At 66.0% G+C, this 15674-nt stretch carries 15 protein-coding genes; 14 read left to right on the plus strand and 1 reads right to left on the minus strand.

What is annotated here, in order from left to right; genetic code table 11:
* Positions 1-2: 2 nt before the first annotated feature.
* From AC1TPF_RS17840 to aroB, 11 genes are all read left to right on the plus strand, one after another.
* Positions 3-926, plus strand: a complete 924-nt coding sequence (locus AC1TPF_RS17840; RefSeq protein WP_482145137.1) for a transglutaminase family protein — start codon at positions 3-5, stop codon at positions 924-926.
* A 55-nt stretch (positions 927-981) separates the two neighbouring features.
* Complete coding sequence (locus AC1TPF_RS17845) at positions 982-2130, plus strand: phosphotransferase family protein (protein ID WP_482144884.1); 1149 nt, start codon at positions 982-984, stop codon at positions 2128-2130.
* 13 nt (positions 2131-2143) lie between these two features.
* Positions 2144-3523 carry a replication-associated recombination protein A gene (locus AC1TPF_RS17850; protein WP_482139316.1) on the plus strand — a complete coding sequence of 460 codons (1380 nt, stop codon included), beginning with the start codon at positions 2144-2146 and terminating at the stop codon, positions 3521-3523.
* Between the two features lie 168 nt (positions 3524-3691).
* Positions 3692-6355, plus strand: coding sequence for an alanine--tRNA ligase (alaS, locus tag AC1TPF_RS17855; protein WP_482144885.1), 2664 nt, complete (start codon positions 3692-3694; stop codon positions 6353-6355).
* Positions 6352-6804: a Holliday junction resolvase RuvX gene (gene ruvX / locus AC1TPF_RS17860; protein ID WP_482139318.1), complete on the plus strand. Its 453-nt coding sequence runs from the start codon at positions 6352-6354 to the stop codon at positions 6802-6804. Before alaS ends, ruvX begins: the two co-directional genes overlap by 4 nt.
* The gene (gene mltG, locus AC1TPF_RS17865; protein WP_482144886.1) at positions 6801-8513 is read left to right on the plus strand and encodes an endolytic transglycosylase MltG; all 1713 of its coding nucleotides are present in this window, start codon (positions 6801-6803) and stop codon (positions 8511-8513) included. Before ruvX ends, mltG begins: the two co-directional genes overlap by 4 nt.
* A complete protein-coding gene (locus tag AC1TPF_RS17870; RefSeq protein ID WP_482144887.1) occupies positions 8513-9334 on the plus strand; it encodes a shikimate dehydrogenase in 822 nt (273 codons plus the stop codon). The genes mltG and AC1TPF_RS17870 overlap by 1 nt, the downstream gene beginning before the upstream one ends.
* A gap of 100 nt (positions 9335-9434) precedes the next feature.
* Positions 9435-9836, plus strand: a complete 402-nt coding sequence (locus AC1TPF_RS17875; RefSeq protein ID WP_482144888.1) for a prepilin peptidase — start codon at positions 9435-9437, stop codon at positions 9834-9836.
* A gap of 36 nt (positions 9837-9872) precedes the next feature.
* Positions 9873-11081 carry a chorismate synthase gene (gene aroC, locus AC1TPF_RS17880; protein WP_482144889.1) on the plus strand — a complete coding sequence of 403 codons (1209 nt, stop codon included), beginning with the start codon at positions 9873-9875 and terminating at the stop codon, positions 11079-11081.
* Positions 11078-11602 carry a shikimate kinase gene (locus AC1TPF_RS17885; protein WP_482144890.1) on the plus strand — a complete coding sequence of 175 codons (525 nt, stop codon included), beginning with the start codon at positions 11078-11080 and terminating at the stop codon, positions 11600-11602. Before aroC ends, AC1TPF_RS17885 begins: the two co-directional genes overlap by 4 nt.
* A complete protein-coding gene (gene aroB / locus AC1TPF_RS17890) occupies positions 11599-12714 on the plus strand; it encodes a 3-dehydroquinate synthase (protein WP_482144891.1) in 1116 nt (371 codons plus the stop codon). The genes AC1TPF_RS17885 and aroB overlap by 4 nt, the downstream gene beginning before the upstream one ends.
* An 81-nt stretch (positions 12715-12795) precedes the next feature.
* Here aroB and AC1TPF_RS17895 read toward each other — a convergent pair whose 3' ends face one another.
* A complete protein-coding gene (locus AC1TPF_RS17895; RefSeq protein WP_482139325.1) occupies positions 12796-13263 on the minus strand; it encodes a B-4DMT family transporter in 468 nt (155 codons plus the stop codon).
* Between the two features lie 116 nt (positions 13264-13379).
* On the opposite strand from AC1TPF_RS17895, the gene AC1TPF_RS17900 reads away from it, so the two are divergent.
* The 3 genes from AC1TPF_RS17900 to nusB all read left to right on the plus strand — a co-directional run bounded on the left by AC1TPF_RS17900 (position 13380) and on the right by nusB (position 15607).
* On the plus strand, positions 13380-14495 hold the full coding sequence (locus tag AC1TPF_RS17900) for a M24 family metallopeptidase (RefSeq protein WP_482139326.1): 1116 nt from the start codon (positions 13380-13382) through the stop codon (positions 14493-14495).
* 72 nt (positions 14496-14567) lie between these two features.
* The gene (gene efp / locus AC1TPF_RS17905) at positions 14568-15131 is read left to right on the plus strand and encodes an elongation factor P (RefSeq protein WP_482139327.1); all 564 of its coding nucleotides are present in this window, start codon (positions 14568-14570) and stop codon (positions 15129-15131) included.
* 5 nt (positions 15132-15136) lie between these two features.
* Positions 15137-15607, plus strand: coding sequence for a transcription antitermination factor NusB (gene nusB, locus AC1TPF_RS17910; RefSeq protein WP_482139328.1), 471 nt, complete (start codon positions 15137-15139; stop codon positions 15605-15607).
* Positions 15608-15674 lie beyond the last annotated feature (67 nt).

A 15674-nucleotide genomic window follows, 5' to 3' on the forward strand; every position in this document is an offset into this window, starting at 1 on the left:
ACATTGCCGACAACCGACCGCTGCCCACCACAGATCTGATCGAGGGAGCGCCGCGGCGCTACAAGATCACGCACCGGACCCGCTACGACTACGACGACGTGGTCAGCAGCAGTTACGGCCGCTGCCATCTGCAACCCCGCGAGCTGCCCGGGCAGCGGGTGATCGACAGTGCGATCACCATCGACCCCGAGCCCTCGGACCGCTCGACCGGCGTCGACATCTACGGCAACTACGACAGCTACTTCCACGTCCGGACGCCGCATCGGCGGCTCGAGGTGACCGGTGTGTCGACGGTGGACGTGGATCCGCTGGATCAGGAACTGCTCAACTCGGCCGCGGCCCGGGCTCCCTGGGAATCAGCTCGGCCATCCGGACCCGCAGGCGCTCGCGCGGTGGAGTTCCGCCTCGACCTGTACCCGCCTGAGATCAGCGCTGCGGTCATCGACTACGCGTCGACGATATTCACGCCCGGCGCGCCGTTGCTCGATGTCGTGGTGGAACTCACCACCCGCATCTTCCGTGATTTCACCTACCGCTCGGGGTCCACGGCGATCAGCACCAAGGTCGATACGGTCATGGAGCGTCGCGAGGGTGTCTGCCAGGACTTCGCGCGGGTGGCCATCGCATGTTTGCGGTCGCAGGGGCTCGCCGCCCGGTATGTCTCGGGTTACCTGGCCACCGACCCGCCGCCGGGGCGGGAACGGATCTTCGGGGCCGATGCCTCGCATGCGTGGGCGGCGGTGTGGCTTCCCGGCGACCGCTGGATCGCGTTCGACCCCACCAATGACAAGCTCGTCGACGAACGCCATGTCACGGTCGCCTGGGGCCGCGACTACGACGATGTACCACCGTTGAGGGGCGTCATCTATACCGAATCCCGGAAGAGTGAGATCGACGTTTCGGTGGATGTGTCCCCGGAAAATTGATGCTCATTTCCCGTGGCAGTGATTCACGTCCTACCTTTTGGGTAGGTTGTAGGGGATGACTGTTCTTGCCGATAGCCAGAAAACCGGCGCGGTGCAGGCAGCCGAGCGGCTTCTTGCCGCTCGCGCCGGCGCCCCGGTGTCCTTAGCCGAACCCTATGACCTCGGTGGCAGCGGTCGCACCCAAGTCTTGCGTGTTCGAGTCGCCCAGAATCCGTTTTCGGCGGATCGCACGCTGGTGATCAAGGTTCTCGGCGACGGGGAGACCGAATCGGGAGCCTCGTTCTACCGCGAGGTCGCCTCGTACAAGTACGCCAACACGCTGCCGATGGCATCGCGGCCGGGGCCGGCGTTGATCGCCTTTGATCTCGCTTCCCGTGTCCTGGTGCTCTCCGACCTCGGCGACGGCCGTTCGATGACCGAATTGCTGACCAGCAACGACACCGCAGCCGTCGGTGGCTCCCTGAGTGCCTGGGGCCAGGCCCTTGGCCGGATGCACGCGGCCACGGTCGGCGGCGAGAACGACTTCGCGGCACTGCTGCGGCAGGGTGGCGACGGTGTCGCCGCAGATGCGCTGCACAGTCAGTTCGCGGCCGCGGTGGTCTCGGCGCCCCGGGTCGTCACCGAGATGCTCGGGTTGGATCTCGACCCGATCGTCCTCGAATCGCTCGAAGCCGCGCACTCCCTGTTCGGCGAAGGTGAACACCGGGCCTTCAGCCCCTCGGATGTCGGTCCCGAAAACATCCTGATCAACGGCGACGGGGTGCGGTTCCTCGACTACGAGTGGGGCGGGTTCCGCGACGCCACGCTCGACATCGCGTACGCATTGGTGACATTTACACCGTGGCTGTCGCCGAGTTCGGCGGCGGGCCGGGACGAACTCGAAACCCTGATGGTCGATGCCTGGCGCTCCGAGGTGCAGGCGATCTGGCCGAGCCTGGGTTCCGACCGGGAGCTGGCACGCAAGATCGTCCTCGCCCGGTTGGCGTGGGTGTGGCTGTCCACGATGTGGATGCTGCCGGTCGACGACGCCGATGTGGGTCGTGCCGACGAGGCCCACGGACTGGCACTGAGTACTTCGGATCCCCGCGTGATCGTGGACCGGTGGTCCGGGCTGGCCGCTGCCGCCCGTCGGGCCGCCGAGCCAGCGCTGGCCGAGTTCGCGGACTCTGTCGGTCAGGCGCTGGATTCCTCCTGGCTGCACTGACGTCCCAGCAGCCATGACCAATGAACAGGGCGGCCTTTTTGATGCCCCCGCCGCTCCGCCGGAGCTGATCACCAGCGGACTGGCGCGGCCTGCCACCAGTGCGCCGTTGGCTGTCCGGATGCGACCACAAACGCTCGAAGAGATTGTCGGACAAGAGCATCTACTCGAAGCGGGCTCTCCGCTGCGGAGACTGATCGACGGTTCCGGTGCGGCATCGGTGCTGCTGTTCGGTCCGCCGGGCACCGGCAAGACGACCATGGCGGCCCTGATCTCGACCGCCGCCGGAGGCCGCTTCGAAGCGCTCTCGGCGTTGTCGTCCGGGGTGAAAGAAGTCCGTGCGGTGATCGATGCCGCGCGTCGACGGCTCATCGCCGGTACCCAGACCGTGCTGTTCATCGACGAGGTCCACCGCTTCTCCAAGACCCAGCAGGACGCGCTGCTCGACGCCGTGGAGAACCGGATCGTGCTGCTCGTCGCAGCGACGACCGAGAATCCGTCGTTCTCGGTGGTGGCGCCGCTGCTGTCCCGATCGCTGGTCCTGCAACTGCGGTCGCTGAGCAATGCCGACATCCGAAAGTTGTTGGTGCGGGCCGCCGCCGATCCCCGTGGACTCGGTGGTGCGGTCACGATCGACGACGATGCGCTCGACCACCTGGAGAAGATCTCCAGCGGTGACGCGCGGCGCGGACTGACCGCTCTCGAGGCGGCCGCCGACGCAGTCCTGTCGGACACCGACGCCAACGCCGACAGGCCGGCCGCGGTCACACTGGCCTACGTCGAATCCGCGGTTGATCGGGCCGCCGTGCGGTACGACCGCGGAGGTGATCAGCATTACGACGTCATCAGCGCCTTCATCAAGTCGATCCGGGGTTCCGATGTGGATGCGGCGCTGCACTATCTGGCCCGGATGATCAGCGCGGGGGAGGACCCCCGATTCATCGCCCGCCGTCTGATCGTGCACGCCAGCGAAGACATCGGCATGGCTGATCCGACGGCGTTGCAGACGGCAACGGCCGCCGCGCAGGCCGTACAGCTGATCGGCATGCCCGAGGCCCGGCTTGCATTGGCGCAGGCAACGATTCACCTCGCGACCGCACCCAAGTCAGCGGCGGTGATCACCGCCATCGGGGCCGCCGTCGCCGACGTCGAAGGTGGGAAGGCCGGCTCGGTTCCACCGCATTTGCGCGACGGCCACTATGCGGGGGCCGCGAAGCTCGGCAACGCGGTCGGCTACCGGTATCCACACGACGCCCCGGACGGTGTGTTGCGGCAGCAGTATCCGCCAGACGAACTGGTCGGCGTCGACTACTACGAGCCGACCGACCGTGGTCGGGAACGTGACATCGGGGTGCGCCTGGGGCGCCTGCGCAACATCATCCGCGGGCGTCGGTGACGCCGGAGCCGGGTTTGTCTGGTCTCGGGGGTGCGACTCCGGCGCGGCCTTGCCAGTAGTGTGGGTTAGTCACGTTCTAATAAACGGATGCCGATTCGCCTGGAACCAGGTGCAGTCACGGAGTATGGGCCTGGACAACCAGGTGGAGTCACAGAGTGAGGACAGTCAGTGCAGACGCATGAGATCAGGAAGCGGTTCCTGGATCACTTCATCAAGGCCGGACACGTCGAGGTGCCGAGTGCGTCCCTGATCCTCGAGGATCCCAATCTGCTGTTCGTCAATGCCGGCATGGTGCCGTTCAAGCCGTACTTCCTCGGTGAGCAGACCCCGCCGTATGTGCGGGCCACCAGCATTCAGAAGTGTGTCCGCACCCTCGACATCGAGGAAGTGGGCATCACCACACGCCACAACACGTTCTTCCAGATGGCAGGCAACTTCTCGTTCGGCGACTACTTCAAGCGCGAAGCGATTCACTTCGCCTGGACGCTGCTGACCAACTCCGTCGACGACGGTGGCTACGGCATCGACCCGACGCGCCTGTGGCCAACCGTGTATCTCGACGACGACGAGGCCGCCGCGATCTGGCATGACGAGATCGGTGTGCCCGCCGAGCGGATCCAGCGCCGCGGCATGAAGGACAACTACTGGTCGATGGGTGTCCCCGGACCCTGTGGACCGAGCTCGGAGATCTTCTACGACCGCGGCCCCGACTACGGCGCCCCGGGCGGACCCGAGGCCGACGAGGACCGTTACATCGAGATCTGGAACCTGGTCTTCATGCAGAACCAGCGGGGTCCCGGTGGTGGCAAGGACGGCTACGAGATCCTCGGACCGCTGCCGAAGAAGAACATCGACACCGGCATGGGCATCGAGCGTGTCGCCTGCATCCTGCAGGGTGTCGAGAACGTCTACGAAACCGATCTGCTGGCACCGGTCATCGGGGTCGCCGAGCGCCTGACCGGCCGCACCTACGGAGCGGATCCCGCCGATTCGGTCCGTTTCCGCGTCATCGCCGATCACGCCCGCACCGCGGTGATGTTGATCGCCGACGGGATCACGCCCGGCAACGACGGTCGCGGTTACGTACTGCGTCGCCTGCTGCGCCGAATCGTGCGCTCGGCCCGGCTCCTCGGTGCCACCGGCGCCACGATGAAGGCGTTCACCGACGCCGTCATCGACACGATGACCGCGTCGTACCCCGAACTCGCCGACAAGCGCGCCCGGATCGTCAGCACGTCGGTCGGTGAGGAAGACGCCTTCCTCAAGACTCTGACCGCGGGTTCGCGGCTGTTCGACGACGCCGCCAAGACCACCAAGTCGTCCGGTGCCACCCGGATCAGCGGCAAAGACGCGTTCGCGTTGCACGACACCTACGGATTCCCGATCGACCTCACACTGGAGATGGCCGCCGAGGCCGGACTCTCGGTCGACGAGGCCGGGTTCAAAGAACTGATGACCGAGCAGCGGCAGCGCGCGAAAGCCGATGCGACCGCTCGTAAGGCTGGTCACGCGGATCTCAGTGTGTACCGCGAGTTCCTCGATCGTGGACCCACCGTGTTCACCGGGTTCGACGAACTCAATTCGGAGTCAAAGGTTTTGGGTCTGGTCGCCGACGGGCAGCGCGTGCGAAGCGCGTTCGCCGGTCAGGAGATCGAGGTGATCCTGGACCGCAGCCCGCTCTACGCCGAGGCCGGTGGCCAGATCGCCGACATCGGAACCATCACCACGTCGTCGGGCCTGCGCCTGGCGGTCAAAGACGTACAGAAGGTCGGCAAGTCGGTCTGGCTGCACCGCGCCGTCATCGAAGAGGGCGAGATCGCCGAGGGTGACGAAGTCCTCACCCAGGTCGACGCCGCCTGGCGTCACGGTGCCACCCAGGGCCACTCCGGTACCCACCTCGTGGGAGCCGCGTTGCGCCAGGTCCTCGGACCGACCGCAACACAGGCGGGTTCACTCAACCGGCCCGGCTACCTGCGGTTCGACTTCGCATCGCAGGGCGCGCTGACCGAGGCGCAGCGCGGTGAGATCGAAGAGATCACCAACGCTGCGGTCGAGGCGAACTACCCGGTCAACACGTTCGAAACCGGAATCGACGATGCCAAGGCGATGGGCGCGCTGGCGCTCTTCGGTGAGAACTACGGTGACGTCGTCCGAGTGGTCGAGATGGGTGGACCGTTCTCGATGGAACTGTGCGGTGGAACCCACGTCGGTTCGTCGGCGCAGGTCGGCCCGGTCACCTTGCTCGGTGAGTCGTCGGTCGGTTCCGGTGTGCGACGGGTCGAGGCGTACGTCGGGCTCGACTCCTACCGCTACCTGGCCAAGGAACGCGCACTGCTGGCCGGACTGGCCTCGTCCCTCAAGGTGCCGAGCGACCAGGTTCCCGGACGGGTCGAGTCGCTCGTGACGAAACTCAAGGAAGCCGAAAAGCAGATCGAGAAGATGCGGGCCGACGCGGCGAAGGCATCAGTGGGTTCGCTGATCGATGACGCGACGCGTGTCGGTGACGTGTTGGTGGTCGCCGGAAAGCTCGACGGTATGGACGCCGGTGACCTGCGGACACTGGCCGCGGACCTGCGCGGACGCGTGGGCTCGGACAACGCCGTTGTGGTCCTCTTCTCGGCATCGGGCGATAAGGTGCCGTTTGCCGTCGCGACCACCGCGGCAGCCCGCGACGCCGGGATCAAGGCCGGCGATCTGGTTCGCGAACTCGCGCCGCTGGTCTCGGGTCGGGGAGGCGGAAAGCCGGACCTGGCACAGGGTTCCGGTAGCGACGCCGCAGGTATTGATTCAGCGCTGGTTCGGCTGCGTGAACTGGTCGGCTCGGCTCGATGACGCTGACGCCCCGAGGGCGCCGTATCGCCATCGACGTCGGCAGCGTTCGGATCGGAGTGGCCTCGTGTGATCCCGACGGGATCCTGGCCACTCCGGTCGAGACTGTCGCCCGAACCCCCAAAGGTGATGCCGATCTGAGGCGACTCGCCGAAATTGTCGCCGAATATGACGCTGTGGGCGTTATCGTCGGACTGCCGAAAACGTTGCGCGACGAGCACGGTCATGCGGCCGCCCTCGCCACCGAGTTCGGTGACGCGCTGGCCCGGCGCATCTCGCCGGTGCCGGTGATGTACTCCGATGAACGTTTGACAACGGTGACCGCACAACAAGCACTACGTTCGTCCGGTGTTCGGGCGAAGTTCCAGAAATCTGTGATCGATCAGGCAGCTGCCACCGCGATCCTCCAGAACTGGCTGGATCTGCAGGCAAGTCAGGAAGGCCGCGGGTGAGCGACGACGGATCCGACGATCGTCGGGCGCAGGCAGAGCCGGGTCGCCGTCGTCGGCGCGCGGACACTCCCTATGACCCCGATCGTCTGAAGTACTTCACTCAGGGAAACGGAACGGCACCGAACCGCAGACGTGGACCCGAGGTGATCCCACCGCGTGATCCGGCAGCAGGTCGTCGCACACCGCCACCGCCACCTCCGCGGGAGGCGCCACCTCGGCGGGCGAGCGCGCCACCACCGGAAGCCCTGTGGGAGCCCCACCCCGGACCCCAGCAACCTCCGTCGCAACCGATCCCGCGACAGCAACCCCCGTCGCAACCGATCCCGCGACAGCAACCCCCATCGCAACCGATCCCGCGACAGCAACCCCCATCGCAACCGATCCCGCGACAGCGACCGGCTCCGCGGGCTGTCGAGCCTGCGCATCCGCGCGCGTACGACCCCGATCCCAGGCGTGACGCGCGGGCGCCCTACGTCGATCCGGGTCGTGAGGAGTACGCCGACCGCCGCGAAGAGACGGCCCGCGTCCGGTCACCCAAGCGCACCGCCGCGGCGACAGCGCGCCGCAAGAAGCGGAGACTGATCGTGATCTCGGCCGCGGTCGTCTTCATGCTGGCCCTGGTCGGTGGCATCGGATACGCCGGACTACGCGTTGCCGGATTCTTCGGAACCGACGACAAAGACTTCACGAACGTCGCAGGCACCTCGGATGTTCTCGTGTCGATCCCGCAGGATGCGACGCTGACCCAGTTCGGCGAGATCCTCGAAGAAAACGACGTGGTCGGCAGCGTCAACGCCTTCACGCTTGCGGCCGATGACCAGCCGATATCGGCCGGTTACTACAAACTCCGCACCGAGATCCCGGCCAGCACTGCGGTGTCGATGCTGACGAACATGGACAGCCGGGTCGGCCGGGTGGTCATCCCGGAGGGTCTGCAGCTCGACTCCAAGGACGGCATCGACGGCAAGACCACCGCGGGCATCTTCGCCCGGGTTGCCGAGGCCACCACCGTCGACCTCAACGGCGTGACGCAGGGCTCCACGGTCGAGGATCTGGCCCAGGCCGCGGCGACCGCCACTCCACAAGAACTCGGTGTGCCCGAGTGGGCCGTAGATGCGGTGTCGGCGCTTGATGGCGATCATCGCCGCATCGAGGGTCTGATCGCGCCGACGTCGTGGGAGATGATCGATCCCGGCCTCACCCCGGTGCAGATGCTGAACTACCTGATCTCGCGCAGCGCAGACCTGTTCGCGCAGTGGGGTCTACCCGCATCGGGCACCTCGTCGACGGGCCTGAACCCGTACCAGACGCTGGTGTCGGCCTCGATCGTCGAACGTGAGGTCAACACCGCCGAGGATTATCCGAAGGTCGCCCGGGTCATCGCCAATCGGCTCGGCGTCGACCAGGCCCTACAGATGGACTCGACGGTCAACTACACCTCCGCCATCCAGAACATCGATGTGGCCGGTGACGATTTCGTGGCACCCACCAAGTGGAACACCTACCAGCAGAAGGGTTTACCGGTCACCCCGATCGGCGCGGTCGGCCAGCCCGCATTGCTGGCAGCGATCGAACCGCCGGTCGGTAACTGGTTGTACTTTGTCACAGTCGATCAGCAGGGGACCACGCTGTTCACCGAGGACTACGAGCAGCACAAGCGCAACCGCCAACAGGCTTGCGACAATTCGATTCTCCAGACCAACTGCTGATGACGTGCCGTGGCAGAGCTGCCGCGATCCTGGGATCGCCGGTGGCACACTCGAAATCGCCCGCGTTGCATCTGGCGGCGTACCGGGCATTGGGTCTTGTCGACTGGACCTACGAGCGCATCGAGTGCACCGCGGAGCAACTCCCATCGCTGGTCTCGGGTATCGATGAGAAGTACATCGGGTTCTCGGTGACGATGCCGGGCAAACGGGCCGCGCTGGAGTTCGCCGATCACCGCACCGACCGTGCGATTGCCGTGGGCTCGGCCAACACGCTGGTCCGGGTCGCCGGTGGCTGGCGCGCGGATTGCACCGACATCGACGGTGCGGCGGCAGCCCTGGCCGAACTCCAGATCGATCAGGCGCCGACGAGACACGCTGTTGTCATCGGAGCGGGCGGAACTGCCGCACCGGTCCTGGCGGCGCTGGCCGATGCCGGTATCGGCGAGGTGAGCATCGTCGCTCGTAGTCGCGCCCGGGCCGCGGAGGTGCTGGCCGTTGCCGACACGCTGGGCCTGGCCACCGACATCCTGCCGTTCGAACCGACTCCCGAACTGGCGGACCGCGCGGCCACCGCCGCAGTGGTCGTCAACACGGTTCCGGCTGCGGCCGCCGAGCCGCTGGCCCGGGCTCTGGCACCGACAGCACGACTGTTCGACGTCATCTACAGCCCCTGGCCGACCCCGCTGGCCGCCGCTGTCAGCGAATCCGGTGGCGCCGTGGTCGGTGGGCTGGTGATGCTCCTGAATCAGGCGCTGGGACAGGTCGAGCAGTTCACCGGCATGAAGGCGCCGCTGGACGTGATGGCCGCCGCGCTCGACTGACTCGGCCAACAACGACCGATTCGTCCACAGAGTCGGTGCCCATCCACAATCGGGTTGCCGGTGGCCCCCACAGCGGATGCGGCTGCGCGAGGGTGGGTGAATGCAGCTTGTTGTCGGGATCGTGGGGTTCTGGTTTGTGGCGCTGGCCGGAGCCGACGCGCGGACCCGCCGCCTGCCGAACGGTGTGGTCCTACCCGGTGTGCTCGGAGCCATCGCAGGCACGATCATCGCCCCCGGCGCGGGCGCCGGCCTGCTGGTGGCCGGTGTCATCTACCTGATCGCGTTCTGGTTCGGGGGCTGCGGCGGTGGTGATGTGAAGTTGGCCGTGGTGGTCGGCGCGATGGCCGGTTCGCTCGCCACTGCAGTGATCTTGGTGTTGCTCGCGCAGGTGTTGACGCTCGGACAGGTTCTGATCTGCCGTGCGGGTGAAGGCCGTTCGCGCGATACGGCACATGGACCGGCGCTGTGTGCGTCCGCGGCGCTCTGCTGTGGCCTCTGGTGACGGCAGGGGATCTGGTGACAGCACATGTTGATGGGCGTGGAACAATTGGGAACTGTGTTGCGCTGGAGTACTGCCGGAGAATCCCATGGTCCCGCACTGGTAGCCGTCCTGGAAGGGATGGTGGCCGGTGTCGAGGTGACCTCGTCGCAGGTTGCTGACCAATTGGCCCGCCGCCGTCTTGGTTATGGACGGGGTGCGCGAATGAAGTTCGAGGCCGACCAGGTCACCCTGGTCGGTGGTGTCCGCCACGGTTTGACGATGGGCGGACCGATCGCCATCGAGATCGGCAACACCGAGTGGCCCAAGTGGGAGACCGTGATGTCTGCCGATCCGGTCCCGGCCGAAGAACTCGAAGGCATCGCCCGGAACGCGCCGCTCACCCGGCCGCGACCCGGCCACGCCGACTACTCCGGCATGTTGAAATACGGCTTCGACGATGCCCGTCCGGTCCTGGAACGGGCCAGCGCCCGCGAGACCGCTGCCCGCGTTGCGATCGGCACGGTCGCCCGTAACTTCCTGCGTCAGGTCCTCGGTATCGAGGTGCTGTCGCACGTGATCTCCATCGGAGCCTCCGACCCCTACGTCGGTGCCGCCCCGGTCTACGCCGACCTCGAGCAGATCGACGCCAGCCCGGTTCGGGCCTACTCGACCGCGGCGCAGGCTTCGATGATCGCCGAGATCGAAGCGGCAAAACGCGATGGCGACACCCTCGGCGGTGTTGTCGAGGTGGTCGCGACGGGTGTGCCCGTGGGTCTGGGTTCGCACGTCAGTGGCGATCGTCGTCTCGATTCGCGGTTGGCCGGTGCGCTGATGGGTATCCAGGCCATCAAGGGTGTCGAGGTCGGCGACGGATTCGAGACCGCTCGCCGTCGCGGCAGCGCCGCACACGACGAGATGATCCCCGGTCCAGGTGGCGCGGTGCGGTCGACCAACCGTGCCGGTGGGCTCGAAGGCGGCATGACCAACGGTGAGTCCCTCCGGGTCCGGGCCGCGATGAAGCCGATTTCCACAGTGCCGAAGGCGCTTTCGACCATGGACATGACCACCGGTGAACAGGCCACGGCCATCCACCAGCGCTCGGACGTCTGTGCAGTTCCGGCGGCGGGTGTGGTCGCCGAGTCGATGGTGGCACTGGTCCTGGCGCAGGCGGCCCTGGAGAAGTTCGGTGGCGATTCGGCCGTCGAGACCGGGGACAACCTCGCCGGCTACCTCAAGCGTGTGGCCGCACACCTGCCTTCGTCGTGACGGGGTCGACCGGCCCGCGGGTGGTGCTCATCGGCTTCATGGGCTCGGGCAAGACCACGGTCGGACAACAGCTCGCGCGCGTCCTGGGTTGCGAGTGGAAAGACAGCGACGCCGAGATCGAGCGCCGAAGCGGCCGGACCATCCCGGAGATCTTCACCGACGGTGAAGAGGCATTCCGTGAATACGAACGCGAGATCGTCGCCGATCTGCTGCGCACCCACACCGGCGTGCTGTCGCTGGGCGGCGGCGCCATCCTGACGGCGGCCACCCGCGAGCTACTCACCGGACACCCGGTTGTCTACCTCAGAGTCGATGCCGAACAAGGTTTTTCGCGGGTTGCGAACTCCAATCGGCCGCTCCTGAAAGTGGACAACCCCAAGCAGGCGTATCGAGACCTGCTGGCACAACGAGATTCGATCTACCAGGGCGTCGCCACGATCGTGGTGGATGCGCACCCGCATCAGCGTGTGGTCGCCGACGAGATCATCACCCAACTGACCGAGCAGGAGGCCACCAAGTGACCGAGCAAGCCGCACCCATCCGCGTACCGGTGAACAGTGAGAGTCCCTACGAGGTCATCATCGGCCGCGGGCTGCTGACCGAACTGGTCGAGGCCGTCGCCGGCGCCGATTCGGTGGCCATCCTGTACCAGCCGTCTCTTGCCGAGACCGCCGAGGTCATCCGGAAGACGCTGGACAAGAACAACTTCAATGCGCACCGGATCGAGATCCCCGATGCCGAGGCAGGCAAAGAATTGTCGGTTGCCTCGTTCTGCTGGGAGGTCTTCGGCCGGATCGGCATGAAGCGCAACGACGTGGTGATCTCACTCGGTGGTGGAGCGGCCACCGATCTGTCCGGATTCGTCGCTGCCACCTGGATGCGCGGAATCCCGGTCGTCCACGTCCCGACCACTCTGCTGGCGATGGTCGACGCCGCGGTGGGCGGCAAGACGGGCATCAACACCGAGGCAGGCAAGAACCTCGTCGGGTCGTTCCACGAACCGCGGGCCGTACTCATCGACATCGCGACACTGGAAACCGTTCCGCGCAACGAGATCATCGCCGGCATGGCCGAGGTCATCAAGACCGGTTTCATCGCCGATCCGGTGATTCTGGACCTGATCGAAGCCGATCCGCAGGCCGCGCTCGACCCGACCGGCCCGATCCTGCCGGAACTGATCGAGCGGTCCGTGCGGGTCAAGGCCGAAGTGGTTGCGGCCGATCTGCGGGAATCGTCGCTGCGCGAGATCCTCAACTACGGACACACCCTCGGCCACGCCATCGAGCGGCGCGAAAAGTACAAGTGGCGCCACGGTGCTGCGGTATCGGTTGGGCTGGTCTACGCCGCCGAACTCGGCAGACTCGCCGGACGCCTCGACGATGCCACCGCCGACCGGCACCGCAGCGTGCTCGAGAGTGTCGGACTGCCGGTCGGATACGACGCCGACGCCTTCCCCGATCTCCTCAAGGGCATGGCGGGTGACAAGAAGAACCGTTCGGGCATGCTGCGATTCGTCGTCCTCGACGGCCTGGCCAAGCCGGGACGTCTGGAAGCTCCCGATCCGGCTCTGCTCGCGGCGGCGTACTCCACCGTCGCCAAGGACGAACCCACCAACGGTGCGGTCCTGCTCTAGCCCCCACCCGCAAACGCTCCGGATATACGAGGACGCTCCACATATTTGTGGAGCGTCCTCGTGTATCCGGAGCGTTTGGGGTCAGGCGTAGGCGTTCTGGTCGTGCGCCTTGGCCTCGTTCTTGCGGTGCTGGCGGCGGGTGAGGAACCGGCCGACCGCAGCGCCGACGAGGGCGGGGACGAACACCAGCAGAGTCGTGAACGAGCCGCCGGCAAAGATCTCGATGGCCAGCGAGTTCTCGCCGATCCCGGACATCACCCAGTTGCCGAGGATCCAGCAGACAACGGCACTGATGAGTCCGGTGAGGAGTCCGGCCTTGAGCCAGCGCATCGTGAGGTCGTTGTAGTCGTCGGGATCGGCATGTGCGTGACCGTCGATCAGACCGTCTATGCCACCCCAGATCAGCGCCACCAACACCACGCCGGCGATGGCGATCGTCTTCCAATAATTTGAGTCCAGGGGCCAGGCCACAATGGCCAGCCCCAGCAGGACCCGGGCACCGATGTGCACCGCCGACATCACCAAACCACGTAACAGCCACGCAACCATGTGAGCAGAGTACCGATGTGGAACGTGTTCATGTGGCAGGGGCCACAAAACGAACGCGGTGTCCGAGTTGATCGTGGAACCGCGCGCGAACCGACCACTGAACTAGCCTGGCTTTCATGACTGTTGAACGAGTGGTCACCGACCTCGGCCCAACTGCGGAATCGGCGCGTCGTGACCGGCTGCGCGCGCTGCTCAGTGGGGCAGGCGTTGACGCCCTCCTGATCACCGACCTGGTCAATGTGCGGTATCTCACCGGATTCACCGGTTCGAACGGTGGTGTGGTGATCACCGCCGCAGGCGATGATCGGATCGCCACCGACGGCCGCTACATCACGCAGGTGGCCGAACAGGCCCCCGATCTGACCGCGATCATCAACCGGGACTGCCCGCGCGCCTTGATCGAGTACCTGGTCGGCTCGGGCGCCCGGATCGGATTCGAGAAGCATGTGGTGACGGTGGCGACCCATCAGCGACTGCTGCCGCTGCTCGGTGGTTCCGAGACGCTGGTCCCGGTGACGCCGCTCGTCGAAGAGCTGCGCATCGTCAAAGACGAGTTCGAGATCGAGCAGATCCGCACCGCCTGCCAGGCGGCCGACCTGGCTCTCGCGGACATCATCACAGCAGGGGTGCTGGTGCCGGGCAACACCGAGCGCAAGGTTGCGCGCGCACTGGAATGGGCGATGTTCGAGCGGGGCGCCGACGCGGTGTCGTTCGAGACGATCGTGGCCACCGGCGCCAACTCGGCGGTACCGCATCACCGGCCGACCGACGCCGAGTTGAGCTCGGGTGACCTGCTGAAGATCGACTTCGGGGCCGTAGTCGCCGGCTACCACTCGGATATGACGCGGACCTATGTGCTCGAATCGTCCGAGTCCTGGCAGCGTGACATCTACGACATCGTCGCGACGGCGCAGAAAGCCGGTCGCGACGCGCTCGAGCCCGGTGTCGAGGCGGTGGGCGTCGACGCTGCGGCCCGGTCGATCATCGACGAGGCCGGCTTCGGTGACTATTACGTGCACGGCCTCGGCCATGGCGTCGGACTGCAGATACATGAAGCGCCGTCTATCGGCGCGTTGAGCACGGGTACACTGCCATGCGGTGCAGCGGTGACCGTGGAGCCCGGGATTTACCTGCCGGGCCGAGGTGGCGTCAGGATCGAAGACACCCTTGTGGTCCGCGACGGCGATCCCGAACTGCTCACCACCACCGACAAGACATTCACCGTCATCTGACGCGCTCCGGCGCCCAGCACAGCAGTTGCGAGTGGAACCATCCGCCCGCAGCTCGAGAGGAAGAACAAGAACGTGGCAAACACCTCGGATTTCAAAAACGGCCTCGTGCTGAACATGGAGGGTCAGCTGTGGCAGATCCTCGAGTTCCAGCACGTCAAGCCGGGCAAGGGCCCGGCGTTTGTCCGAACCAAGATCAAGAACGTGCTGTCGGGTAAGACCGTCGACAAGACGTTCAACGCCGGTGTGAAGGTCGAGACCGCAACGGTCGACCGCCGCGACATGACCTACCTCTACAACGACGGCCAGGACTTCGTCTTCATGGACGGCGACACCTTCGAGCAGCTCAACGTCAGCCCGGAGACCGTCGGTGACGGCGCGAAGTTCATGTTGGAGAACATGCGGGTCCAGGTCGCCACCCATGAGGGTGTCCCGCTGTACGTCGAGCTCCCGGTCACGGTGGAGATCGTCGTCGCACAGACCGACCCCGGCGTCCAGGGCGACCGATCGACCGGTGGCACCAAGCCGGCGACGCTCGAAACCGGCGCCGAGATCCAGGTCCCGCTGTTCATCAACACCGGGGACAAGCTGAAGGTCGACTCGCGCGACGGCAGCTACCTCGGCCGCGTCAACTCCTGACGCTGGTGAAAAAGCCCGGTACCCGACACAAGGCACGCAAGCGTGCCGTCGATCTGCTGTTCGAGGCAGAGGTCAAGAACTGCTCACCCGTCGAGCTGATCGCCCAGCGTCGTGAGCTGGCGGCCACCGACGACAGCGTCGGCAAGATCAATGACTACACCGCCCAGATCATCGAAGGTATCGCCGGTGACACCGCGCAGATCGACGCGGTGATCGCGTCGCACCTGAATGAGTGGACACTTCCGCGGCTGCCCGCGGTCGACCGCGCCATCCTGCGACTGGCCACCTGGGAGCTGTTCAACACCAACGACGTCCCCACGATGGTCGTCGTCGACGAGGCCGTCGAACTGGCCAAAGAGTTGTCCACGGATGATTCGCCGGCGTTTGTGAACGGCGTGCTTGGCCGGATCGTGCTGCTGGCACCGCAGGTGCGGGCGTCACTCGAGACACCGGAACCGCGCTCGCCGGAGGCCTGAGCCTCACCTGATAGTGTTTGCGGTGAAATTGCGATGGTGGCCGGTGCTAATGATGTCGGCCACCATT

This window comes from Williamsia sp. Y853, from assembly GCF_056786495.1.